24 protein-coding genes are annotated in these 22154 nt (G+C 66.6%); 9 read left to right on the top strand and 15 right to left on the bottom strand.

The annotated features are described in order from the left end of the window. Window positions 1-102 precede the first annotated feature (102 nt). Window positions 103-1887, top strand: a complete 1785-nt coding sequence (locus P0Y50_11195; protein ID WEK39110.1) for a cyclic nucleotide-binding domain-containing protein — start codon at window positions 103-105, stop codon at window positions 1885-1887. On the opposite strand, the gene P0Y50_11190 is transcribed toward P0Y50_11195, so the two are convergent. The 4 genes from P0Y50_11190 to P0Y50_11175 are packed head-to-tail and all read right to left on the bottom strand — an operon-like array spanning window position 1835 to window position 5610. After that, entirely contained in the window at window positions 1835-2527 is a 693-nt protein-coding gene (locus P0Y50_11190) for an LrgB family protein (protein ID WEK39109.1), read from the bottom strand. The genes P0Y50_11195 and P0Y50_11190 overlap by 53 nt on opposite strands. After that, window positions 2524-2913 carry a CidA/LrgA family protein gene (locus P0Y50_11185; GenBank protein WEK39108.1) on the bottom strand — a complete coding sequence of 130 codons (390 nt, stop codon included), beginning with the start codon at window positions 2911-2913 and terminating at the stop codon, window positions 2524-2526. Before P0Y50_11185 ends, P0Y50_11190 begins: the two co-directional genes overlap by 4 nt. A 15-nt stretch (window positions 2914-2928) precedes the next feature. Beyond that, window positions 2929-4734, bottom strand: coding sequence for an aminopeptidase P family protein (locus P0Y50_11180; protein ID WEK39107.1), 1806 nt, complete (start codon window positions 4732-4734; stop codon window positions 2929-2931). Between the two features lie 9 nt (window positions 4735-4743). Continuing rightward, window positions 4744-5610: a 50S ribosomal protein L11 methyltransferase gene (locus P0Y50_11175; protein WEK39106.1), complete on the bottom strand. Its 867-nt coding sequence runs from the start codon at window positions 5608-5610 to the stop codon at window positions 4744-4746. 187 nt (window positions 5611-5797) lie between these two features. On the opposite strand from P0Y50_11175, the gene P0Y50_11170 reads away from it, so the two are divergent. After that, window positions 5798-6349: a hypothetical protein gene (locus P0Y50_11170; protein ID WEK39105.1), complete on the top strand. Its 552-nt coding sequence runs from the start codon at window positions 5798-5800 to the stop codon at window positions 6347-6349. 115 nt (window positions 6350-6464) lie between these two features. Further along, window positions 6465-6647, top strand: coding sequence for a DUF3606 domain-containing protein (locus P0Y50_11165; GenBank protein WEK39104.1), 183 nt, complete (start codon window positions 6465-6467; stop codon window positions 6645-6647). On the opposite strand, the gene P0Y50_11160 is transcribed toward P0Y50_11165, so the two are convergent. Continuing rightward, window positions 6648-7544, bottom strand: coding sequence for a LysR family transcriptional regulator (locus P0Y50_11160; GenBank protein ID WEK39103.1), 897 nt, complete (start codon window positions 7542-7544; stop codon window positions 6648-6650). It lies immediately after the preceding gene. Window positions 7545-7656: 112 nt separating this feature from the next. Between P0Y50_11160 and P0Y50_11155 the strand changes: the two genes are divergently transcribed. The 5 genes from P0Y50_11155 to P0Y50_11135 all read left to right on the top strand — a co-directional run bounded on the left by P0Y50_11155 (window position 7657) and on the right by P0Y50_11135 (window position 13626). Further along, a complete protein-coding gene (locus tag P0Y50_11155) occupies window positions 7657-8691 on the top strand; it encodes an aldo/keto reductase (protein ID WEK39102.1) in 1035 nt (344 codons plus the stop codon). A gap of 19 nt (window positions 8692-8710) precedes the next feature. Beyond that, on the top strand, window positions 8711-9880 hold the full coding sequence (locus P0Y50_11150) for an MFS transporter (GenBank protein WEK39101.1): 1170 nt from the start codon (window positions 8711-8713) through the stop codon (window positions 9878-9880). Window positions 9881-10090: 210 nt separating this feature from the next. Continuing rightward, the gene (locus P0Y50_11145; GenBank protein ID WEK39100.1) at window positions 10091-11668 is read left to right on the top strand and encodes a DEAD/DEAH box helicase; all 1578 of its coding nucleotides are present in this window, start codon (window positions 10091-10093) and stop codon (window positions 11666-11668) included. 113 nt (window positions 11669-11781) lie between these two features. Further along, complete coding sequence (locus tag P0Y50_11140) at window positions 11782-12843, top strand: GGDEF domain-containing protein (GenBank protein ID WEK39099.1); 1062 nt, start codon at window positions 11782-11784, stop codon at window positions 12841-12843. 30 nt (window positions 12844-12873) lie between these two features. After that, window positions 12874-13626 carry a lysophospholipid acyltransferase family protein gene (locus tag P0Y50_11135; protein WEK39098.1) on the top strand — a complete coding sequence of 251 codons (753 nt, stop codon included), beginning with the start codon at window positions 12874-12876 and terminating at the stop codon, window positions 13624-13626. Here the strand turns inward: P0Y50_11135 and P0Y50_11130 are convergent. The 10 genes from P0Y50_11130 to P0Y50_11085 are packed head-to-tail and all read right to left on the bottom strand — an operon-like array spanning window position 13619 to window position 21322. Then, window positions 13619-13978: a TfoX/Sxy family protein gene (locus P0Y50_11130; GenBank protein WEK39097.1), complete on the bottom strand. Its 360-nt coding sequence runs from the start codon at window positions 13976-13978 to the stop codon at window positions 13619-13621. The genes P0Y50_11135 and P0Y50_11130 overlap by 8 nt on opposite strands. Before the next feature lies 1 nt (window position 13979). Then, window positions 13980-14369 carry an iron-sulfur cluster assembly accessory protein gene (locus P0Y50_11125; GenBank protein WEK39096.1) on the bottom strand — a complete coding sequence of 130 codons (390 nt, stop codon included), beginning with the start codon at window positions 14367-14369 and terminating at the stop codon, window positions 13980-13982. Then, on the bottom strand, window positions 14369-14758 hold the full coding sequence (locus P0Y50_11120) for an SUF system Fe-S cluster assembly protein (GenBank protein ID WEK39095.1): 390 nt from the start codon (window positions 14756-14758) through the stop codon (window positions 14369-14371). The genes P0Y50_11125 and P0Y50_11120 overlap by 1 nt, the downstream gene beginning before the upstream one ends. Before the next feature lie 6 nt (window positions 14759-14764). Next, entirely contained in the window at window positions 14765-16003 is a 1239-nt protein-coding gene (locus P0Y50_11115) for a cysteine desulfurase (protein WEK39094.1), read from the bottom strand. Next, a complete protein-coding gene (sufD, locus tag P0Y50_11110; protein ID WEK39093.1) occupies window positions 15982-17004 on the bottom strand; it encodes a Fe-S cluster assembly protein SufD in 1023 nt (340 codons plus the stop codon). The genes P0Y50_11115 and sufD overlap by 22 nt, the downstream gene beginning before the upstream one ends. Next, the gene (gene sufC / locus P0Y50_11105; protein ID WEK39092.1) at window positions 17001-17750 is read right to left on the bottom strand and encodes a Fe-S cluster assembly ATPase SufC; all 750 of its coding nucleotides are present in this window, start codon (window positions 17748-17750) and stop codon (window positions 17001-17003) included. Before sufC ends, sufD begins: the two co-directional genes overlap by 4 nt. A gap of 2 nt (window positions 17751-17752) precedes the next feature. Beyond that, window positions 17753-18244 carry a hypothetical protein gene (locus P0Y50_11100; protein WEK39091.1) on the bottom strand — a complete coding sequence of 164 codons (492 nt, stop codon included), beginning with the start codon at window positions 18242-18244 and terminating at the stop codon, window positions 17753-17755. Next, the gene (sufB, locus tag P0Y50_11095; GenBank protein WEK39090.1) at window positions 18241-19707 is read right to left on the bottom strand and encodes a Fe-S cluster assembly protein SufB; all 1467 of its coding nucleotides are present in this window, start codon (window positions 19705-19707) and stop codon (window positions 18241-18243) included. Before sufB ends, P0Y50_11100 begins: the two co-directional genes overlap by 4 nt. Beyond that, complete coding sequence (locus P0Y50_11090) at window positions 19707-20846, bottom strand: cysteine desulfurase family protein (GenBank protein ID WEK39089.1); 1140 nt, start codon at window positions 20844-20846, stop codon at window positions 19707-19709. Before P0Y50_11090 ends, sufB begins: the two co-directional genes overlap by 1 nt. Beyond that, window positions 20843-21322: an Rrf2 family transcriptional regulator gene (locus P0Y50_11085; protein ID WEK39088.1), complete on the bottom strand. Its 480-nt coding sequence runs from the start codon at window positions 21320-21322 to the stop codon at window positions 20843-20845. Before P0Y50_11085 ends, P0Y50_11090 begins: the two co-directional genes overlap by 4 nt. Window positions 21323-21480: 158 nt before the next feature. On the opposite strand from P0Y50_11085, the gene P0Y50_11080 reads away from it, so the two are divergent. After that, entirely contained in the window at window positions 21481-22131 is a 651-nt protein-coding gene (locus P0Y50_11080) for an alpha/beta hydrolase (GenBank protein WEK39087.1), read from the top strand. Window positions 22132-22154: the final 23 nt, after the last annotated feature.

The following is a 22154-nucleotide window of genomic DNA, read 5'->3' as shown; positions in this document are numbered from 1 at the left end:
ACAAGGCCCTCCAACTTCGCAGTCGTCTGGCGCGAAACTGCTTTCGCGCGCCTGCGTCAGACCCATTTCACCCACCCCGGAATCTCGCCTACAACCCTCATCATGGCCACGGTTCGTCCCGATACGCTGGCGGCGTCGCTCGCGCGCATTTTCGAAGGTCGCATGATCGACCGGGCCAGTTGGTTCGCCCTGACCGGCGGCGAGCCGCTGTTCGCGGAGGGCGATCCGGCCGACACGCTCTATCTGCTCCGCTCAGGCCGGCTGGGCGTCTTCCGGCTGGAGGCGGATCAGCCGCCGCATATGCTGGGCGTGGTCAAGGCGGGCGAGCCGGTGGGCGAAATGGCCATGCTGGCCGGCACGCCCCACACCGCCACCGTCGTCGCCCTGCGCGACAGCGAAATCCTGGCCCTGCCGCGCGAGGCTTTTTTCGAAGCCGCCCGCACCGAGCCGGACCTGATGGTCGAACTGTCGCGCCTGATGATCCGCCGGGCGCGCGAGCGATCTTCCGGTGCGTCGGAGCCCAGCGTCTTCGGCTTCGTCTCGGCCCGCCCCCGCCCCATCCGCGCCTTCGTGGAGCGAATCTGCGCCGCCATCCAGGCCATGGGCTTCACCTGTCAGGTCATCGACCAGTCGGCCCTGGCCTCGGCGTCCGAATGGTTCAACCGCGTCGAGGGCGATCACGACTACGTCCTCTATGTCGCCGAACAGGATCAACCCGCCTGGGCCAATCTGTGCGCCCGCCAGGTGGATCGGATGTTCGTCGTCGGCAGCGCGCTTCTGGCCCCGCCGTCTTCCGTGCCGCGCCGCCATGGCTTCGGCGACGGTCGCCGGCTGACCGATCTGATCCTGCTGCGCGATCCCCGAATGCGCCATCCGGCCAACACCCGCGTCTGGCTGGACGCGCTTCAGCCCGACCGCTGGTTCCATTGCGTGGAAGGTCTGGCTGGCGACGCCGAGCGAATCGCCCGCGTCGTCACCGGCACGGCGGTTGGTCTGGTGCTGTCGGGCGGCGGCGCGCGCGCCTATTGCCACATCGGCGCGGTCAAGGCGTTGCAGGACGCCAGGGTGCCCATCGACTTCGCCGGCGGCGCCTCCATGGGAGCCGTGGTCGCGGCCGGCCCGGCCCTGGGCTGGGATCATGAGCGGCTGGATTTCGAAATCCGCCGCGCCTTCGTCGAGTCCGATCCCCTGTCGAATCTCGCCGTGCCGATCATCGCCATGTCGCGGGCGCGCAAGGTCGCGGGCCTGTTGCAGCGCGCCTATGGCGACATCGACCTGGCGGACCTGGCCCTGCCCTTCTTCGCGGTGTCGTCCAACCTGACCTCGGGCCGGATCGAGGTTCACCGCAGCGGCCTGATGCGCCGCGCCATGCGCGCCTCCATCGCCATTCCCGGCGTCCTGCCGCCCGTCGTCATCGACGGTCAGGTGCTGGTGGACGGCGCTGTGCTGAAGAACTTCCCCACCAGCGTCATGCGCCAGCTGAACAGCGGTCCCATCGTCGGCGTGGACATGTCCCAGACGCGCGGCGTCGATCCCCAGGCGCTGGAGAACCCGCCCTCCTGGTGGAAATGGATCCTGTCGGGCGCCTGGAAGAGCGGCCCGCCCATCGTCTCCATCCTGATGCGCTCAGCGACCATCACCAGCGACACCGAGATGGAACAGGCCCGCATCGACGCCGATGTCCTGGTCCTGCCCCAGGTCGTCGGCAGCGACATCCGCGACTGGAAAACCTACGACGGCCCCGTAGCCACCGGCTACGCCGCCATGACCGCCGCGCTGGAGGCCCTGCCCTGCCCGGTTCAGCGCATCCGCAGATGTCCGCCGCCCGCCCCCGTTACAGAAGAAGCGTCAGAACCGACAGCAGCGTCGCCGTCGCCACGGCGTTGAGCGCCATCCCCAGGCTGGCGAAGGCCCCTGCGGTGGAATCGACCTGGAACGCCCGCGCCGCGCCGAACCCATGCGCCGAGACGCCGACGGCCAGACCCCGCGCGCGGTAATCCGTAACCTTCATGGCGTTGAACAACGGCGTCGCCGTCATCGCACCGATCACCCCGGCGATCAGCACGATCACCGCCGCCAGAGCGGGAATCCCGCCCAGTTGCTGAGCCACAGCCATGGCCACCGGCGTCGTCGTCGCCCGCGGCGCGATGGAGGCCAGGATTTCGTGCGGCGCGCCGAACAGCGCCAGCACCCCGACCGCGCTGACCACCGCCGTGATCGCCCCCGCCATCAAAGCCAGGCCGATCGGCAAGGCCAGCCGCCGGATCAGATCGCGCTGGGCCCAGACCGGAACCGCCAGCCCCACCACCGCCGGTCCCAGAAGGAAGCTCAGCGCCTGCGTCCCCGACCAATAGGTCGCATAGCTCGTGCGAGTCAGCAGCAGCAGACCGATCAGCACCGGCGTCGCCAGCAGGACCGGATGGCACAGCGGATGGCGCCCGCTGCGGCGCGACATCAGGTCGGCGCCCTCGAACACCACCAGCGTCATGGCCAGCCAGAACAGCGGCGTGGTCAGCAGATCCTTCACGACGCCGCCTCCTCGACCGTTTCCGGCTGCGGCTCGGGCGGCCCGAAACGCTTGACCGCCCAGCGGAACACCAGGGCCGTCACCACCATGGTCAGCAGCGTCGAGACGGCCGTAGCCGCCAGAATGCCGACGCCGTATCGCGACAGAGGCGCGCCCTCATCGATCAATCCCACCGCCGCCGGCACGAACATGATCGACAGATGCGCCGTCAGCCAGGCCGTCACCGCCTTCAGCGTCGGTCGCTCCTTCGGAACCAGCGCCAACCAGCCCAGCAGCAGCATCAGCCCGATCACCGCGCCCGGCAGCGGCAGGCCGGTCAGCCGGTGAATGACCTCACCCGCCAACTGACAGAACAACAGCAGGGCGATGGCCCCGATCATGGTCATGGGATCACCCTCGGATCACAGCGGCGCGCAGGCCGTCTCCAGCCAGTCCCGCGCCTCTCCGTCCAGCAGAGGCCCGACCTTGGCCAGGGTCTCGGCGTGATAGGCGTCGACATAGGCCCGTTCGTCAGGCGTCAGCAGATCGACGGCGATCAGCCTGCGGTCGATGGGCGCGAACGTCAGCTGTTCGAACCCGTGCATCGGCCGCTCGCCGCCCTCCGGCACCACGGCCGGCGTCACCACCTGCAGCGTCTCGATGCGGATGCCCCAATGGCCTTCGCGGTAATAGCCCGGCTCGTTGGACAGGATCATCCCTTCCAGCAGCGGCTGGCTGGTGCCCCATTTGGCGATCCGCTGCGGTCCCTCGTGGACGCCCAGATAGCTGCCGACGCCGTGTCCCGTGCCGTGATCATAATCCAGCCCCGCAGCCCACATCGGCGCGCGGGCGATGGCGTCCAGCGCCATGCCGCTGGTCCCGGCGGGGAAGCGGATGGTGGCCATGGCGATGTGCGATTTCAGGACCAGGGTGAACTTGCGTTTCTGATCCTCGGTCGGCTCGCCGATGGCCATGGTGCGGGTCACGTCGGTCGTGCCGTCCAGATACTGGCCGCCGCCGTCCACCAGCAGCAGCGAACCCTTCTCGACCTTGCGGATCGTGGCGCCGACCGGCTTGTAGTGCGGCAAGGCGCCGTTCGGCCCGGCCCCGGCGATGGTGTCGAAGCTCAGGTCCTTCAGCGCGCCGGTCTCCTCGCGGAACCGTTCCAGCGTCTCGACCACCTCGCGCTCGTCCGGCAGGGTGTCCTGCGCCACCGTATCGACCCAGTGCAGGAACCGGCTCAGCGCCGCCCCATCGCGGATATGGGCCTTGCGGCTGCCTTCGATCTCGACCGCATTCTTGACGGCGCGCGGCACGGCGCACGGGTCCATCGCCCGCACCACCGTCGCCCCCGCCTGCTCCAGGCGGTCGAAATACCAGGCCGAGGACAGGGACGGATCGATCATCACCTTGCGCCCGGCCAGCCCGTCCAGCGCCTCGCCCAGCCGCTCGGGCGCCTCCAGCTGGACCGCGTCGCCCAGCCATTGCGGCAGTTCATTCGTCACCTTGGCCGGGTTCAGGAACAGCCGCGCCCGACCGTCCGCCTCGACCACGGCCTGACCGATCGGCAGGGGCGAGCGGATCACGTCGCCGCCGCGCACATTGAACAGCCAGGCGATGGACATGGGCGCGGTCAGGACCACGGCGTCCGCGCCCGCATCGGCTGCGGCCTTGCCGATCCGCGCCCGCTTGGACGCATGGCTTTCGCCGGAATAGGCATCCTCGTGCGGCACGACCGGCGCCGTCGGCTGGGCCGGACGATCCGTCCCCCAGGCCAGGTCCAGCGGATTGGCGTCCACGGGCTTCAGCGCGGCGCCCGCCTTCTCGGCCGCCGCCTTGAAACCGACCAGGGCGTCGGGGCTGTGCAAACGCGGATCGTAACCGATGACCGCCCCCTTGGCCGCCGTCTCCAGATAGGCGGCGACATCGTTCAGGTCGCGCCGTTCGAACAGGGCCGGATCGGTCTGGGCCTTCACCTGCACGGTGTATCGGCCGTCGGTGAACATGCTGGCCCGATCCTGGAACACCACCGCCGCCCCGGCCGAGCCGGTGAAGCCGGTGGCCCAGGCCAGCCGCTCGTTGGCGTCGGGCAGATACTCGTTCTGATGCTCGTCCTCGTGCGGGATCAGGAAGCCATCCAGCCCCTGTTTCGCCATCTCGGCGCGCAGCAGCGGCAGGTGTTTGGCCCCGAAGGACGGGTCGGTGGTTTCGTCGAAAGTCTGGCGCATGATCGTTCCTCAGGCCTTGCGCAGTTGCAGGGCGCTCCAGGCGTCGTGGTGGATGGTCTGTTCGACGACGAAGCCCAGCGGCAGATAGGCCTCCAGCACCCGCTCCTCCTGCGTCCTCAGCAGGCCCGACAGGATGGCGACCCCGCCCGACTTCAGCGCCGCGCCGATCTCGGGCGCCAGATGCACCAGCGGTGCGGCCAGGATGTTGGCGAACACCAGGTCATAGGGCGCGTGCTGAGCGATGCGCGGATCGCTGAGGCCATCAGCGAAATAGAAGTCGCATTTGGCGTCGTTGATCTCGGCGTTCTCATTGGCGATGCGGGCCGACGGCTCGTCGATGTCGGTGCCGACGGCGATGGGCGTGCCCGTCTTGGCCGCAGCAATGGCCAGAACGCCGGTGCCGCAGCCGACGTCCAGCACCTTATCGAAGCGTTCGGTCTTCAGCAGAGTGTCGAAGGCTTCCAGACAGCCGACGGTCGTGCCGTGGTGGCCGGTCCCGAAGGCGGCGCCCGCGTCGATCTTCAGGTTCACACGGCCTTCCGGCACCTTGCCCTGGTCGTGCGCGCCATAGACGAAGAAACGCCCCGCCTCGACCGGCGGGAGGCCGGACAGCGACATGGCCAGCCAGTCGGCGTCGGCCAGCTTTTCGACCACGACCTCAAGCCCGCCGTGATCGCGCAGGATGGCGGCCATGCGTTCGGCCTCTTCGTCCGTGGTGGGGAAGCCGTCGATGCGCCAGATTTGCTTGTCCTCGTCTTCCTCAAGGATGGAATAGGTCGCGCCTTCCAGCAGGACGTCGGCGTCGACCGCTTCGGCGGCGCTTTCAGCCGCGTTTCGCGCGCCGCGCGCGATTATCTGAACTGCAGACTCGGACATTTCTCAAACACCGCTAATATGACGAATCGTTGCGATCTGGTGCGTCTCGCGCCCGTCGCCGCCGCGTTTTTGATCAAACCGAGGGGTCGGGGAATACATGGCCAAATCACCAACTACGTCTAAACCTGCGTCGCCCAAGGCAGCGCCTGCCGCTTCCAAGCCTAAAGCCGCGCCGAAGTCGAGCGCTGTGAAGGCCGCCGCCGAGAAAACTGCGGAACCCAAGACGGCGAAACCAGCAGCCGCCAAGCCTGCGCCCAAGGCTGCTGCGGCCAAACCCGCCGCAAAGACCACCGCCGCAAAGACTCCTGCCGCCAAGGCCGCCGCGCCTAAGGCCCCGGCAAAACCCAAGGCTGAAGCCAAGATCGCTGCACCGAAGGCCGCTGCGAAACCCGCCGCCAAGCCCGCAGCAAAGACCGCCGCGCCGAAAACCGCCGCCCCCAAGGCTGTAAAGGCCGCCACGCCGAAAGCGGATAAGCCCAAGGCCGCCGTCAAGGCCGCGCCCGCCGCACCGGCCAAGCCCAAGCCCATCGTTGAAGCGCCCAAGCCGGTCGTCGCCCCCGCCGTCGCCGCAGCCGCCCCCGTCCCGCCTGCGCCCGCCCCTGTGGTTGAGACGCCCAAGCCTGCGCCCGAACCAAAGCCCGCGCCCGCTGCGGCGGCCACGGCTGCGACACCTCACCCTCGTGCTGAGAGCAAGGGGTTCTTCGCCAAGCTGGGCGATCTGATCTTCGGCAAGCGCTGATTTCCACATCACCGACGAACCGGATCGCCGGACGGCTCGCTCCGTCCGGCGATTTGCGTTTTAGGGCCGCAATGGCGTTCCTGCGCCAGACGAAAGAAAAGACGGAGATCACCCGATGGCGGGACTGAAGGACAAGCGCGGCTTCATCGACAAGGACCGGCTGGACCTGTCCGAGCGTCAGGCCGTCGAATACTGGATGAAGCGCTGGGGCGTGACGCGCGACCAGATCACCGCCGCCCACCGCAAGGTCGGCCGCATGACCAAGGACATCGCCGCCGAACTGGGCAAGAAACGCTGATTAGCGCAGACGTTCGGCCAGGAAGTCGACAAACACCCGCACCCGCGCCGGCATGTTCGCGCCGCCGACAAATACGGCGTGGATCTGCTCGCGGTCGCCCGGATTGAACGCCTCCAAAAGGGGGACCAACCGCCCGCTCTCGACCGCATCCCCCACGCTGAAGGCGCCGACACGCGTCACCCCGACCCCGCCCATCGCCAGTTGGGTCAGGGTTTCGCCATTGTTGGCCTCGACCGATCCCCTCACCGTCAGGGCATAGTCGCGCCCGTCCCTGCGGAATGGCCAGACCGGTTCGGTGCGGCGAAAGTTGAAGTTCAGGCAGTCGTGATCCAGCAAATCCTCTGGAACCTGCGGCGTCCCTCGGCGGGCCAGATACTCGGGCGAGGCGACGATGATCCGCCCCGTCTCGCCCAGGCGCCGCGCGGTCAGCGGACTGTCGGCCAGCGGCCCGAACCGGATCGCCACATCCGCCTGACCCGCCGCCACATCGACCACCGTATCCGTCAGGTTGATATCGACCAGAATATGCGGATAGCGCCGCACGAACTCGCCCAGCAGCGGCACGACCACCAGACGTCCGTGCGCCAGCGCCGCACTGACCCGGATGCGGCCGCGCGGCGCGCCCTGATCGGCGATGCTCTGCTCCGCATCATCAAGATCGGCCAGTATCCGACGCGCTGCACCCAGATAGGCCTGACCTTCCGCCGTCAGGGTCAGCAGTCGCGTGGTCCGCAGCATCAGCCGCACGCCCAGACGCGCCTCGATCCGGTCGATCGTCCGGCTGACCGCTGACGGCGTCAGCCCCAAGGCGCGCCCGGCGGCGGAGAAGCTGCCGCTTTGCGCCACAGCCGCAAAAACCTCCAGTTCCCGCGCCCGATCCGCGCCATTCGTCTGCATCTTTGTGTCCAGATCAAAAATCCTTGGCCTGATCACGATCTACCGCCCATGCGCGCCGGCGTCCATCTGCCCCTTCGAACCAAGCCCTCCCTATCCCCTTCGAGGACCCACCATGGACTATCGTCAGCTAGGATCATCGGGCCTGCGCGTGCCTGTTCTCAGCTTCGGAACAGGCACTTTCGGCGGCTCGGGCCCGCTGTTCGGCGCCTGGGGAACCAGCGACGTCGATGAAGCCCGACGTCTCATCGACATCTGCTTGGAGGCCGGGGTCAATCTGTTCGACACCGCCGATGTCTATTCCGACGGCGCATCGGAACAGGTGCTGGGCCAGGCGATCAGAGGCCGCCGTGATCAGGTGCTGATCTCCACCAAGACCGGCCTGCCGACCGGCGACGGACCCGATGACTGGGGCGTGTCGCGCAGCCGCCTGATCCGTGCGGTCGAGGACGCCCTGCGCCGCCTCGGCACGGACCACATCGACCTGCTGCAACTGCACGCCTTTGACGCCTCGACCCCGGTCGAGGAACTGCTGGCGACGCTGGATGCGCTCATCGCGTCAGGCAAGGTCCGCTACACCGGCGTCTCCAACTATCCGGGCTGGGCGCTGATGAAGGCGCAGGCCGCCGCCGACCGCGATGGTCGCAACCGCTTCATCGCCCATCAGGTCTATTATTCCCTTGTCGGTCGCGCCTACGAAGACGACCTGATGCCCCTGGGCGCCGATCAGGGCGTTGGCGCTCTGGTCTGGAGCCCCTTGGGCTGGGGCCGCCTGACCGGCAAGATTCGTCGCGACGCCCCCCTCCCCGAGGGCAGCCGCCTGCATCAGACCGCCGTCTTTGCCCCGCCGGTCGAGGATGATCATCTATACCGCGTCGTCGACGCCTTGGACGCCGTCGCCGCGGAAACCGGCAAGACCGTGCCCCAGATCGCCATCAACTGGCTGCTGCAACGCCCCACGGTCGCCTCGGTCATCATCGGCGCACGCAACGAGGAACAGCTTCGTCAGAACCTGGGCGCTGTCGGCTGGTCACTGACGCCCCAACAGATCGCCGTGCTCGACGCCGCCAGCAGCGTCCTGCCCGCCTATCCGCACACCCCCTATCGCCAGCAGGAAGGGTTCGCGCGTCTGAACCCTCCTCTGATCTGATCCCGAAAGTCATCTTGTTATGAAGCTCAAGCCACCCCTTCTAGCCCTTGCGGCCGGGGCCTTCGGCATCGGCGTGACCGAGTTTGCACCGATGGGCCTGTTGCCCGTCATCGCCACCGATCTTGGCGTGTCCATCCCAACGGCAGGCCTGCTGATCAGCGCCTATGCTCTGGGCGTCATGCTGGGCGCGCCCCTGATGACCCTGACGACCGGCCGCGTTCCACGCCGCGCCCTGCTGATCGGGCTGGTCGCCATCTTCACCCTGGGCAATCTGCTGTCGGCCATATCGACCGACTACAACACCCTGCTGATCGCGCGGGTCATCACTTCGCTCAACCACGGCGCCTTCTTCGGCGTCGGCTCCATCGTCGCCGCCAGCCTCGTGCCGCCGAACCGTCAGGCGGGGGCCGTCGCCGCCATGTTCATGGGCCTGACCATCGCCACCGTCGTCGGGGTGCCGTTGTCGACCTGGGCAGGCGATGTGCTGGGCTGGCGCGCCTCGTTCTGGGCCATCACCGCCATCGGCCTTTTGGTCATGATCGCCCTGCGTCTGACCCTGCCGAAACTGCCCGCGCCGACGGACAGCAATGCGATAGCCGAACTGAAGGTGCTGGGGCGCACCCCCGTGGTGTCGGCCCTGGTGCTGACCGTGATCGGTTCCAGCGCCATGTTCACCGTCTTCACCTATATCGCGCCGATCCTGCGCGATGTGACCCACGCCTCCATCGGATTCATCACCGCCATGCTGGTGATCTATGGCCTTGGCCTGACGGTCGGGAATTGGCTGGGCGGCAAGTTCGCGGATCGCTCGGTGGACCGTACACTGATCATCACCCTGACGGCGCTGGCCGCCCTTCTGGTGCTGTTCGCCGTCGTCATGCCGTTCGCCGCGCCCAGTTCAGTGGTCATCTTCTTCTGGGGCGTCGCCAGCTTCGCCCTTGTTCCGCCGCTTCAGGTGCGCGTCATGGCCGCCGCGTCGGACGCACCCAATCTGGCCTCTTCGGTCAATATCGGCGCCTTCAACCTGGGCAACGCCATCGGCGCGGCCGTGGGCGGCGCGGTGATCGCGGGCGGTCTGGGCTATCCGGCGGTCGCCATCGCCGGCGCCATATCGGCGGCGCTGGGCTTGGCGCTGGTCCTGATCCTCAGTCGAAAAAGAGCGCCCGCTGCGGCCTCGACGGCCTGCTGATCCAGATTCCGCACGGTCTGCTCACGCCGATCGTGCGGTTCTCTGCGCGGCCCAACCGGCCGCAAACCGCATGAATACTTGACTTTGACGAGGGGGCTTCTATATCGCACCCAGCCTCGGGACAGGTCTGCGATACGCGCCGCCCGCTCGCCCACCGAGGGGCGGTTCCGTTGCTTGATGCACGCAGACGCTTTTCTTTCCCAAGGATTCATGACCGAATTTACCCAACTGGGCCTTTCGCCCACGACGCTCCAGGCCGTCGCCGACACCGGCTATACGACCGCCACCCCCATTCAGGAACAGGCGATCCCGGTCGCCCTGGCCGGACGCGACGTCCTGGGCATCGCCCAGACCGGCACCGGCAAGACGGCCGCCTTCACCCTGCCTCTGGTCGAGCGGCTGGCGACGGGCCGCGCCCGCGCCCGGATGCCGCGCGCCATCGTCCTGGCCCCCACGCGCGAACTGGCCGACCAGGTCGCCGAAAGCTTCGCCAAATACGCCAAGGGCACCAAGCTGAGCTGGGTTCTGCTGATCGGCGGCGTCTCCATGGGCGATCAGGTCGCGGCCCTGAACAAGGGCGTTGACGTGCTGATCGCCACGCCGGGCCGTCTTCTGGACCTGTTCGAACGCGGCAAGATGCTGCTGACCGGCGTCGAGATCATGGTCGTGGACGAAGCCGACCGGATGCTGGACATGGGCTTCATCCCCGATATCGAGCGCATCTTCAAACTGACGCCGCCGCGTCGCCAGACCCTGTTCTTCTCGGCCACCATGCCGCCCGAGATCACGCGCCTGACCACGGCCTTCCTGAAGGACCCGACCCGGATCGAGGCCTCGCGTCCGGCGATGACCGCCGACACCATCACCCAATATCTGGTCCGCATCCCGACCAGCGACCCCAAGGCCAAGCGCACCGCCCTGCGCGCCCTGGTCGAACGCGCCGATGTCAAGAACGGCATCGTCTTCTGCAATCGCAAATCCGAAGTCGATATCGTCGCCAAGTCGCTTCAGAAACACGGCTTCGACGCCGCCGCCATCCACGGCGACCTGGACCAGTCGCACCGGATGAAGACCCTGGCCGATTTCCGCGCCGGCAATCTGAAGATTCTGGTCGCCTCCGACGTGGCCGCGCGCGGTCTGGACATCCCTGACGTCAGCCACGTCTTCAACTACGACGTCTCGCACCACGCCGACGACTACGTCCACCGCATCGGCCGCACCGGCCGCGCCGGACGTCTGGGCCAGGCCTTCATGATCGTGACCCCGGCCGACGACAAGTCGCTGGATAAGGTGCTGAAGCTGATCAAGAAGGACCCTGAGGAACTGGTCCTGGACGACATCGACTTCGCCGCCATCAAGGACGGTCCGCGCCGCGACGACAAACGCTCGGGCGGACGCGAACGCTCCGGCGAACGTGGCGGCCGCAGCCGTTCGCGCGCCAGCGGCGCGCCTGTCGAACAGGCCGAAGTCGCCGTCACGACCGAGACTGCGGAAGAGGCCCCGCGCAGCCGCAGCCGCCGCAAGGCCCGCCCGGACGCCAAGACCGAGATCGACGCTCCCGCGCCGGTTCAAACCGTCGCCGCCCCCCTCCCGGCCCCCGCCGTCCAGGCCGCCGATCCGGTCGAGGCGCCGCGCGCCGCACGCGCCGACCGCGAACCCCAACTGCTTCAGTCCGACCGCCGCGGCGATCGCAAGCCAACCCGCGAAGACAGCCAGCGTCAGGGTGTGCGCGGTTTCGGCGACGACATCCCCGCCTTCCTGCGTCGCCCCGTGGTTGTTCGCGCCTGACGGAACATTGAGAGACGGCGCGCAGAAAGTCCGCGCCGTTTACCCTGCATTACGGAACAGCCCTTAGTGTCCGCCCCGAAGACGTTCCCAGAAGGGGACAGGGGGAAAGAAGAATGTCCAAGCAGGTCGAGACGGCGCTAAGGGGGCCGCAAGCCTACGCCCTCGCGCGCAATGTCATCGCCGAGATGGAAAAGGCGTGCGTCTGGCCGACACCGTTGAACTTCGAGCTTTGGCTACACTACATCAGCGATCCTGACGGCGCCTTGGCGCGCGAGATTCGTCTGCTTCTCGAACAATCGGTCGCCATCTCCGACAAGACCTCAGAGATGCTGGCCGCCGAGTTCCTGCCCCGCGGACGCCTGCCGGACCAGATTCGCGACGTCGGCGCCGTGCTGGATCGTGAACTGGCCAGTGTCGCAAACGCCATCGCCATGGCCCACAAGACTCAGGCGGACTATGGCGAGACCCTGGCCGATGCGTCCCACACCATGGAAAACGCCGAGGATCCATCGGCGCTGAAGTCCCTGGTCGGCGGCCTTTCCACGGCGACCAAGCGCGTGCGCCGAGAAACGGCCATTCTTGAGAAGCGGCTGGAGAAGTCGAACAAGGAGGTCATCCGTCTGCGCGAAAGCCTGGAACAGGTCCGTCGCGACGCCATGACCGACGCCCTGACCAACCTGGCCAATCGCAAGGCGTTCGACGAACGGCTGGAAGCCGCCTGCGCGCCCGACGACGGCGCGCCCCTGGCGCTGGCCATCCTCGACATCGACCATTTCAAGCGATTCAACGACACCTGGGGTCATCAGACGGGCGATCAGGTCCTGCGCTACGTCTCCACCGTCCTGTCCAATATCTGCGGCAATCATCGATTCGCGGCCCGGTTCGGCGGCGAGGAGTTCGCGATCATCTTCCCCGGCGAAAACGCCGGCGTGGTGATGGCCGCGCTGGAGAGCATCCGCAGCGACGTGGCGTCGCGCGCCCTGCGCCGCCGTTCGACCAATGACGACCTGGGTTCGGTCACGGTCTCGGCTGGTTTCGCCCAGCGCCGCAAGGGCGAGACGGCCGCCAGCCTGCTGGAACGCGCCGACGCCGCCCTGTATGATTCCAAGCGCAAGGGGCGCAACTGCATCACGGCCGCCCAGGCGACCGAACCGGCGACGCGACAAGTCGCCTGACAAGGTCAAGCTTTCTGCCATAGTCGCCCGATGCGCAGTTTCGTCTTCAACATCGCCTATTGGATCCTGTCGATCGGCTACGGCCTGACCGCAGCGTTCGCGGCGCTGGCTCCCGGTCGCGGCCCCGCCAGCTGGGTCATCCGCCGCTATGTGAAACGGATGGTTCAGGCCATGGCCCTGTTCGCGGGCATCCGCCTGCGGGTGCTGGGCAAGGACACCCTGCCCGCCGGGGCCTTCATCATCGCCTCAAAGCATCAGAGCTGGGGCGACGGCTTCGCCACCTATGACCAGTTCGACGACCTGGCCTTCGTCACCGGCGACCACCTGGAGAAGTTTCCGCTGCTGGGCGGGGTGCTGAAGAAGCTGGGCGCCATCGTCGTCAACTCCTGCGGCGGCCATCAGGCCCGCAAGGCCCTGGCCACCCGTGCGGCCGAGGCCAAGGCCGAGAACCGCAAGATCCTGATCTTTCCCGAGGGGCACCTAGCCCAGGTCGGCAAGAAATACAGATACCGCTCCGGCGTCTGGCACATGTATCGCGACTTCGACATGCCGGTCGTGCCCCTGGCCACCAACCTCGGTCTTTTCTGGCCTGAGGAGAAGTACGAGAAACATGCCGGAACGGCGACGCTCGACTTTCTCGCCCCCATCCCCACCGGCCTGCCCAAGGACGAATTCCTGGCCCGACTGGAAGCCGTCATCGAAGCCCGCACCGCCGAACTGGTCGCCGAAGCGACAGGCCAGCCTGTCACGCCCGCCGTGCTGATCGACGCACCCGCTAAATAGCGGATCTGGGCGTCTTGCCCGACGCCTTCTTGACCGCCACCGTCAGCGACCGGCGGGCCCAGTCGACCGCCTCGTCGGGATCGTCCAGCGCCGTTTCCGGCAGGGTCCAATAACTCATGCTCATCGTCCGCCCGTCCTTGGTCGGAAAGGTGAACTGTCGAGAACCCACGGCCTCGAACACCTCACCCAACGCTGCATCGCCCTTCAGCCAGACCACGCCGTCGTCCAGCAGGGCGAAGATCACGCCAGACGCATAGACCCCGGCCCCGCCGAACATCCGCTTGATTTCCACCCGACCCAGACCCGCGAAATGCTCGCGGACCCATTCCCCGAAGTCGGCGTCGTAAGCCACCTCAGGCGCTGGCGGCCGGAACGATGGTCACGCTCTCGCCGCAGCCGCAGGCGTCGGTCTGGTTCGGATTGTTGAACACGAATTTGGAGGCCAGCCGCGTCGTCTCGTAATCGATCTCGGTGCCGATCAGGAACAGCACCGCCTTGGGCTCGATCAGGATGGTGACGCCCTTGTCCTCGACCACCTCGTCCAGTGGACCGATCTGATCGGCATAGGCGAAGGTGTATTCCTGCCCCGCACACCCGCCGTTCTTGATCCCGATCCGCAGGCCGATGTGGGCGTTGTCGGCATTGTCCAGGATTTCGCGCACCCGTTCTGCGGCCGCGTCGGTCAGGGTGACGGCCTTGGGACGCGGACGGCGCGGGCGAGACGTGGCTTGAAGCTGGGTCATCAGAACATGTTCAAGGCCAGCTTGGCCTCGTCGCTCATCTTGGAGGCGTCCCACGGCGGGTCGAACACCAGATTGGCCTTGGCGCTGCGCACGCCCTCGACCTTCTCCACCGCCGTCTCGACCCATCCCGGCATTTCGCCCGCCACGGGACAGCCGGGCGCCGTCAGGGTCATGTCCACCACAACGTCGCGGTCGTCGTTGACGTCCACGCGGTAGATCAGGCCCAATTCATAGATGTCGACCGGGATTTCCGGATCATAGACGGTCTTCAGCGCGTCGATCAGGTCCTCGGTCAGCTTGTCCAGCTCTCCCTGCGACAGGGCGCTATTCTGCGGCTCGTCCCAGGCGGCCTGGAACGCGTCGCTGTCCTGAATGGCATCGTCGGTCATGGGGCTTTACACAAAGAAGTTCCGCGCCTTGATCAGCGCGTCCACGAAGGCGTCGGTATCCTCCACGGTGTTATATAGGGCGAAGGAGGCGCGGGTGCTCGATGTCACGCCCAATCTTTTCGCCAGCGGTTCGGCGCAGTGGGTTCCGGCCCGCACGGCGACGCCGTAACGGTCCATGATCTGGGCCACGTCATGGGCGTGCGCGCCCTCGACGGCGAAGGTCAGGATCGCGCCCTTGCCTTCGGCCTGTCCCAGAATCCGCAGCCAGTCCTGCCCCTGCAATCGCTCCACGGCGTGGCGATACAGGGCGTGTTCGTGCGCCTGCACCGCTGCGCGGTCGTATTGCGCCAGCCACTCCAGCGCCGCGCCCAGACCGATGGCCTCCAGGATCGGCGGCGTCCCCGCCTCGAACCGATGCGGCGGCCGGGCATATCTGATCTGATCCTGAGCGACCGATTCGATCATCTCCCCGCCCCCCTGATAGGGCGGCAGAGCCTCCAGCGCCTCGGCCTTGCCGTACAGTGCGCCGATGCCGGTGGGGCCGAACAGCTTGTGGCCTGTGATCACATAGAAGTCGCAGCCGATGGCCTGCACGTCCGGCGTCGCATGGACCGCGCCCTGGCATCCGTCGACCAGCACCTGCGCGCCCGCCGCGTGCGCCAGTCGCGTGATCTCTGCGACCGGGTTCACCGTCCCCAGCACGTTCGACATATGGGTGACCGCGACCATCCGCGTCCTCGGCCCCAGCAGGTCGGCATAGGCGGCCATGTCCAGCGAGCCGTCATCCTTGATCGGCGCCCACTTCAACACGGCTCCATGCCGCTCGCGCAGGAAATGCCACGGCACGATGTTGGAGTGATGCTCCATCTCGGTGACGATGATCTCGTCGCCCGGCTGGATCGACAGGCCGAGGCCATTGGCGACCAGATTGATCGCCTCGGTCCCGCCCTTGGTCCAGACGACCTGTTCCGGCGTCTCGGCGTTCAGGAACCGGGCCACGATCTCGCGCGCCTTCTCGAACGCCTCGGTCGCCTCGTTCGACAGGGTGTGCAGGCCGCGGTGGACGTTGGCGTAACCGCCCTCCATCGTCGCCACCAGGGCGTCGATCACCGCCCGCGGCTTCTGGGCCGAGGCCGCATTGTCCAAATAGATCAGCGGCTTGCCGTTCACCTGTCGCGACAGGATCGGGACCTGCGCCCGCACGGCATAGGGATCGAAGGTGTTCACAACCGCGCCGTCAGCCATTCCCGCGCCACCTCTCTTGCGCCTTCATGTTCGATCCGGTCGACGACCTCGATCAGGAAGGCCTGGGTCAACAGAGCGCGGGCCTCGTCGGCTGGAATGCCGCGCTGCTGCATGTAGAACAGGGCGCTTTCGTCCAGCGTCCCCACCGTATTGCCGTGCGCGCACTGCACGTCGTCGGCATAGATGATCAGTTCCGGCTTGGCGTCGATCTCGGCCCGTTCCGAGGCGATCAGGGCGTGGTGGCCCATCCGCGCATCCGTACCGTCGGCCCCGCGCTCGACCACGATCTTGCCCTGGAAGACGCCGCGCGCCGTGTCGCGGGCCACACCCTTGATCAGTTGGCTGGTCGTGCCGTCATGCTCCAGATGGCGCACCACGCTGGTCAGATCGGCATGGCGTGATCCATTCAGCAGATACAGGCCGTCGGCCTGCACATGCGCGCCCTGGGCGAAATGCGAGACCTGCGTCTCGATCCGTTGCAGCCTCGCGCCGGTGGCGATGACCGTCTGGCGATAGATCCCGCCCGCCTCGACCTTCACATGGGCCTCGGCGATGGAGATGGCGTCCTCAGGCTCCTCGACCAGAACCACGCGCGTTACGTCGGCGCCCGCCGCCACGTCCAGCTCCAGCCGGTTGTGGGCGACATAGGCCGAGCCCGCGCCCTCGTGCGTCTCCAGCAGCAGCAGCCGCGCCCCTGCCCGCGCCGACACCCGCGCGCTGGCGGTGTGGCCCGTGCCGATTGCGTCCGACACATACCGCAGGCGCAGCGTCTGTTCGCCCGAGGCGATGAAGTCGGTCACGCCCAGCGCCCGCCCATTGGCGAAAATGATCGCCTCACCGCCCAGGCCGTCGAACACGCCGGACGCCGCCGCATCCACCGCCGGCGACGGCTGCGGCGCCTCGCGCAACCAACGCTTCAGGTCGGTGTATTTCCATGCCTCATCCCGCCGCGACGGGAAGGTGGAGGCGTCGGTCAGGTCAATCCGCGAAGAGGCTGTCATGCGGCTTCGGGCAGATATTTGTCGTATCCTTCCGCCTCCAGCTGCAACGCCAGTTCCGGCCCGCCCGAGGCGACGATGCGGCCGCCGGCCAGCACATGCACCCGGTCCGGTTTGATATAGTCCAGCAGGCGCTGATAGTGGGTGATGACCAGCATGGCGCGGTCGGGCGAACGCAGGGCGTTCACCCCCTCCGACACGATCCGCAGGGCGTCGATGTCCAGGCCAGAATCCGTCTCGTCCAGGATCAGCAGCGACGGCTCCAGCAGGGCCATCTGCAGGATTTCCATCCGCTTCTTCTCACCACCGGAGAAGCCGACGTTCAGCGGCCGCTTCAGCATGTCGAAGTCCATCTTCAACGCCTTTGACGCCTCGCGCACCAGCTTCAGGAAGGCGGGCGCCGCCACCTCCTCCTCGCCCCGCGCGCGCTTCTGCGCGTTCAGCGCGGTGCGCACAAAGGTCAGGGCGGGCACGCCGGGAATCTCGATCGGATATTGGAAGGACAGGAAGACGCCCTTGGCCGCGCGTTCGGCCGGGTCCAGCGCCAGCAGGTCCTCGCCCGCCCATTCGACCGAGCCTTCCGTCGCCTCATAACCGGGCCGCCCCGACAGGGCGTAACCCAGCGTCGACTTGCCCGCCCCGTTCGGCCCCATGATGGCGTGGACCTCGCCCGCCGGAACATCGAGCGTCAGCCCCTTGAGGATCGGCTTTTCACCGACGGAAACGTGGAGGTTGGAAATGGAGAGCATCGTCAATCAATCATCATTGAGGGGCGGTAGTCGAACACGATCGTCTTGTTCGATGGTGTCGTAAACTTTGCTGAACTGCGATCCGGCCCGAACTCAAGTGTTGCTCCTTCTTCCATCATCGCAATGATCTGATGGTAGCGAGTGACATCTTCGGTCAGGCAATATGTCGATCGATCTTTTGCTCTGGCAGCATCGGCCATCTCGCCGTTCTTTTCCGGCGTGCTACCGCTCCAGAAGCGGCCATCCGTCTTGTCGAGGAAGCCATGATCCCGGCAACCGCCGCTGAGGAAATAATGATTAGCCACGTTCTTGTCGTCTCCGGCTGCGACAAGATTAATGGAAATATTCGATCTTAATGTGGACTGACCATTCAGCATGATCAGGTTGCCATTGAAGATGTCCACCATCCCATCTCCCTCTTGGGTCGAGGCAGAGTTCTGAGTGCATCCAGCAAAAAGTATCGCAAAAGCGACAGCTGCAAAGGCCTTGCTCACCCCACACTCCCCTCCAGACTGATCGCCACCAGCTTCTGCGCTTCGACGGCGAACTCCATCGGCAGTTCCTGAAGCACGTCGCGGACGAAGCCGTTGACCAGCAGGGCCACCGCCTCTTCCTCCGACAACCCGCGCTGCTGGGCATAGAACAGCTGGTCGTCGGACAGGCGTGTCGTCGTCGCCTCGTGCTCCAACTGGGCCGAGCCGTTGCGGGCCTCGATATAGGGGATGGTGTGCGAGCCGCAGTCCTTGCCGATCAGCAGACTGTCGCACTGGGTGAAGTTGCGCACCCCCGTCGCCTTGGGATGCACCGAGACCAGGCCGCGATAGGTCGAGTCCGACCGCCCCGCCGACACAGCCTTGGCGATGATCCGCGACTTCGAATTCCGGCCCAGATGGATCATCTTGGTGCCGGTGTCGGCCTGCTGATGTCCGTTGGTGATGGCGATGGAATAGAACTCGCCGGACGACTCCTCGCCCTTCAGGATGCAGGACGGATATTTCCAGGTGACGGCCGAACCCGTCTCCACCTGGGTCCACGACACCTTGGACCGATCGCCCCGGCAGTCGGCGCGCTTGGTCACGAAGTTGTAGATGCCGCCCTTGCCCTCGGCGTCGCCGGGATACCAGTTCTGGACCGTCGAATATTTCACCTCGGCGTCGTCCAGCGCCACGATCTCGACCACCGCCGCATGCAGCTGGTTCTCGTCGCGCATCGGCGCCGTGCAGCCTTCGAGGTAGCTGACATAGCTGCCCTTGTCGGCGATGATCAGCGTCCGTTCGAACTGGCCCGTCTGGCTGGCGTTGATACGGAAATAGGTCGACAGCTCCATCGGGCAGCGCACGCCGGGCGGGATATAGACGAACGATCCGTCCGAAAACACCGCGCTGTTCAGGGCCGCGAAATAGTTGTCGGAGACCGGAACGACCGATCCCAGATACTGCCGCACCAGATCAGGATATTCTCGCAAGGCCTCGGAAATCGGCATGAAAATCACTCCGACCTTGGCCAGTTCCTCCTTGAAGGTGGTCACCACCGACACGCTGTCGAACACAGCATCGACAGCGACGCGCGGCGCGCCCTGCACGCCCGCCAGCACCTCCTGCTCCTTCAGAGGGATGCCCAGCTTCTTATAGACCTCCAGAATCTCGGGATCGACCTCGTCCAGCGACTTCGGCCCCTCCTTCTGCTTGGGGGCCGCATAGTAGAACAGGTCCTGATAATCGACCGGCTCATACTTCACCGCCGCCCAGGTCGGCTCCTCCATCGCCAGCCAGCGCTCATAGGCGGCCAGACGCCATTCCAGCATCCATTCCGGCTCGCCCTTCTTCTCGGAGATGAAGCGCACGATGTCGGCGTTCAGACCCTTGGGCGCGAACTCCTGTTCGATGTCGGACGTGAAGCCGTGCGCGTATTTTTCCAGCGCGGCGACGGCGTCGATGGTTTCCTTGACGGCGGCCATCAGGCGACCTCTCTCACGCGCTCGGCGGCGCGTGTCTTATGCTTGTTGTAGGCGGCGACCCAGGCGTCGGCGAACCGCACCCAGTCGTTTTCATTCGTTCCCCAGCCGCCGGAAACGCGCACGCCCCCGGTGGCCAGAGCCGTCAGCCCCATGGCGCTGATGGTCTTGGACGGCTTGACCTTGCCCGACGAACAGGCCGAGCCCGCCGACACCATGACGCCGGTCAGATCGAGCGTGATCAACTGTTGAGGACTGTCCCAGCCCTCGACCGCCATGAACAGGGTGTTGGGCAGACGCGGAACCGCCTCGCCGATGATGGTCGCGCCTGCCGCCCTGACCCTGGCCTCGGCCGCATCGCGCCAGGCGACGTGCGATCCCATCGCATCCAGATCGCGCGCGGCGCAGTCGGCGGCGACACCGAAACCCGCGATGCCCGGCACATTCTCGGTCCCGGCGCGCAGGCCGCGTTCCTGTCCCGCGCCGTGCAGAATGCGGACGCCCGACACGCCTTCCTTCAGGATCAGGGCGCCCACGCCCTGAGATCCGCCCAGCTTGTGCGCCGATAGCGTCAGGCTGTCGGCGTCCAGCGCCCGGATGTCGACCGCGATCTTGCCCGCCGACTGAATCGCATCGACGTGCAGCCAGCCGCCTGCCGCCCGCACCAGCGCCGCCGCCTCCGCGATCGGCTGGATCACGCCGCTTTCGTTGTTAGCGTGATGGATGGCCACGACCGCCCGGCCCGGACGCGCCAGCGCCTGGGCCAGCCAGTCCAGGTCAACCACGCCGTTCGCATCGACCGGCAGAACCTCAACCGGCGCCCCCGCGTTCGCCGCCGCCTCGGCCACGCACGGATGTTCGGTCGCCGATACGATCAGCCGCTGACAGCCCGCCGCCAGGGCGCTGGCGATCCCTTGCGCGTTCGCCTCCGTGCCGCCCGAGTTGAAGATCACCGCCGTCGGGTCCGCCCCGACCAGTTCGCCGACCTGCGCCCGCGCCGTCTCGACCCGCGCCCGCGCCCGCCGCCCGGCGGCGTGGACCGCCGACGGGTTGCCGTTGTCGGCCAGCGCCCGCGTCATGATGTCCAGCACTTCCGGCCGCACCAGACCCGAGGCGTTGTAATCCAGATAGACGCCGCTCATGCCGCCACACTCACGGCGGAGGTGTCGATATTGCGCCGCCGCTGGCCCGTGCGGTTCAGCACCACATCCTCCAGCGAGACGCCGGCCAGATAGCGGTGGATTTCGTCGCCAAGATCTTCCCAAAGATTATGGGTGATGCAGCGTTCGCCGGCCAACATGCAGCCTTTGGGCGAGCCATGCGCCACGCAGCGCGTCGCCCGGATCGGCTCGTCCACCGCCAGCACGATTTCCGCCACCACCGTCTCGTGCGCGCCCTTGGCCAGACGGTATCCGCCGCCGGGTCCGCGCACGCTCCTGACCAGTTCGCTTTTGCGCAGACGGGCGAAAAGCTGCTCCAGATAGCTCAGCGAAATCTCCTGGCGCGCGGCGATTTCGGCCAGCGACACCGCCCGGATTTCGCCGCTCTCGCCGCGTCCGTTCTTGGCCAGATCGGCCATCGCCATCACGGCGTATCGTCCCTTGGTCGACAGACGCATTTCGCACCTTCAAAAATTGCGCGCTTTTCGGGGCTCCTGTGCTAGAACCCGCGCCTTCGCAAAGGCGGTGCGCTTGCGGAGGGACTTATAAAGTCCCACCTCCGCGGTCAAGTATTACGCACTCGCGAAATGACAGTTGAACGGATTCCAGAGCCCCTATGCCTGAAGTCATCCTGCCCGGCGCCTCCGGTCGCATCGAAGGCCGCTATTCCCCGGGCAAGCGCCCGAACGCCCCGATCGCCTTGATTCTGCACCCGCACCCCAAGGCGGGCGGCCATATGAACAACCCGGTCGCGGTCACCCTGCACCAGTTGTTCCAGCAACGCGGATTCGCCACCCTGCGCTACAATTCGCGCGGCGTGGGCAAGTCGCAGGGCGAGTTCGACAGCGGCATCGGCGAGCTGGCGGACGCCGCCACCGCGTTGGACTGGCTTCAGTCCAACAACCCCGGCGCCAGCCAGACCTGGGTCGCGGGCTATCAGTTCGGCGCCTATATCGGCATGCAGCTTCTGATGCGCCGGCCCGAGACGGATGGCTTCATCTCGGTGTCGCCGCCGTCGAACATGTATGATTTCAGCTTCCTGGCCCCCTGCCCGGCTTCGGGCCTGTTCCTTCACGGCACGGCCGACACCGTGGTTCCGCCGGTCGAGGTCGAGCGCGTGGTCAACAAGCTGCGCACCCAGAAGGGCATCATAATCGACTACGAACTGGAAGAGGGCGCCAGCCACTTCTGGCAGGACCATATGAGCGCCGTCGAACGCCGCGTGGGCGCCTATCTGGACAAGCGCCTGGAAGAAAAGCCGGCCTGACCCTAAATACGGGTCGCCTTCAG

It is taken from the genome of Candidatus Brevundimonas colombiensis, assembly GCA_029202665.1.
GTDB classification, from domain to species: Bacteria; Pseudomonadota; Alphaproteobacteria; order Caulobacterales; family Caulobacteraceae; genus Brevundimonas; species Brevundimonas colombiensis.
The sequence above is the reverse complement of the archived record's forward strand: the minus strand, read 5'-3'. Positions and strand labels throughout refer to the sequence as shown.

Coding starts and splice junctions, on each gene's coding strand:
- P0Y50_11195 (WEK39110.1), top strand. CDS start 103: ATGGCCACGGTTCGTCCCGATACGCTGGCGGCGTCGCTCGCGCGCATT.
- P0Y50_11185 (WEK39108.1), bottom strand. CDS start 2,913: ATGACCATGATCGGGGCCATCGCCCTGCTGTTGTTCTGTCAGTTGGCG.
- P0Y50_11180 (WEK39107.1), bottom strand. CDS start 4,734: ATGCGCCAGACTTTCGACGAAACCACCGACCCGTCCTTCGGGGCCAAA.
- P0Y50_11175 (WEK39106.1), bottom strand. CDS start 5,610: ATGTCCGAGTCTGCAGTTCAGATAATCGCGCGCGGCGCGCGAAACGCG.
- P0Y50_11165 (WEK39104.1), top strand. CDS start 6,465: ATGGCGGGACTGAAGGACAAGCGCGGCTTCATCGACAAGGACCGGCTG.
- P0Y50_11160 (WEK39103.1), bottom strand. CDS start 7,544: ATGCAGACGAATGGCGCGGATCGGGCGCGGGAACTGGAGGTTTTTGCG.
- P0Y50_11155 (WEK39102.1), top strand. CDS start 7,657: ATGGACTATCGTCAGCTAGGATCATCGGGCCTGCGCGTGCCTGTTCTC.
- P0Y50_11150 (WEK39101.1), top strand. CDS start 8,711: ATGAAGCTCAAGCCACCCCTTCTAGCCCTTGCGGCCGGGGCCTTCGGC.
- P0Y50_11145 (WEK39100.1), top strand. CDS start 10,091: ATGACCGAATTTACCCAACTGGGCCTTTCGCCCACGACGCTCCAGGCC.
- P0Y50_11140 (WEK39099.1), top strand. CDS start 11,782: ATGTCCAAGCAGGTCGAGACGGCGCTAAGGGGGCCGCAAGCCTACGCC.
- P0Y50_11135 (WEK39098.1), top strand. CDS start 12,874: ATGCGCAGTTTCGTCTTCAACATCGCCTATTGGATCCTGTCGATCGGC.
- P0Y50_11125 (WEK39096.1), bottom strand. CDS start 14,369: ATGACCCAGCTTCAAGCCACGTCTCGCCCGCGCCGTCCGCGTCCCAAG.
- P0Y50_11120 (WEK39095.1), bottom strand. CDS start 14,758: ATGACCGACGATGCCATTCAGGACAGCGACGCGTTCCAGGCCGCCTGG.
- P0Y50_11115 (WEK39094.1), bottom strand. CDS start 16,003: ATGGCTGACGGCGCGGTTGTGAACACCTTCGATCCCTATGCCGTGCGG.
- sufD (WEK39093.1), bottom strand. CDS start 17,004: ATGACAGCCTCTTCGCGGATTGACCTGACCGACGCCTCCACCTTCCCG.
- sufC (WEK39092.1), bottom strand. CDS start 17,750: ATGCTCTCCATTTCCAACCTCCACGTTTCCGTCGGTGAAAAGCCGATC.
- sufB (WEK39090.1), bottom strand. CDS start 19,707: ATGGCCGCCGTCAAGGAAACCATCGACGCCGTCGCCGCGCTGGAAAAA.
- P0Y50_11090 (WEK39089.1), bottom strand. CDS start 20,846: ATGAGCGGCGTCTATCTGGATTACAACGCCTCGGGTCTGGTGCGGCCG.
- P0Y50_11085 (WEK39088.1), bottom strand. CDS start 21,322: ATGCGTCTGTCGACCAAGGGACGATACGCCGTGATGGCGATGGCCGAT.
- P0Y50_11080 (WEK39087.1), top strand. CDS start 21,481: ATGCCTGAAGTCATCCTGCCCGGCGCCTCCGGTCGCATCGAAGGCCGC.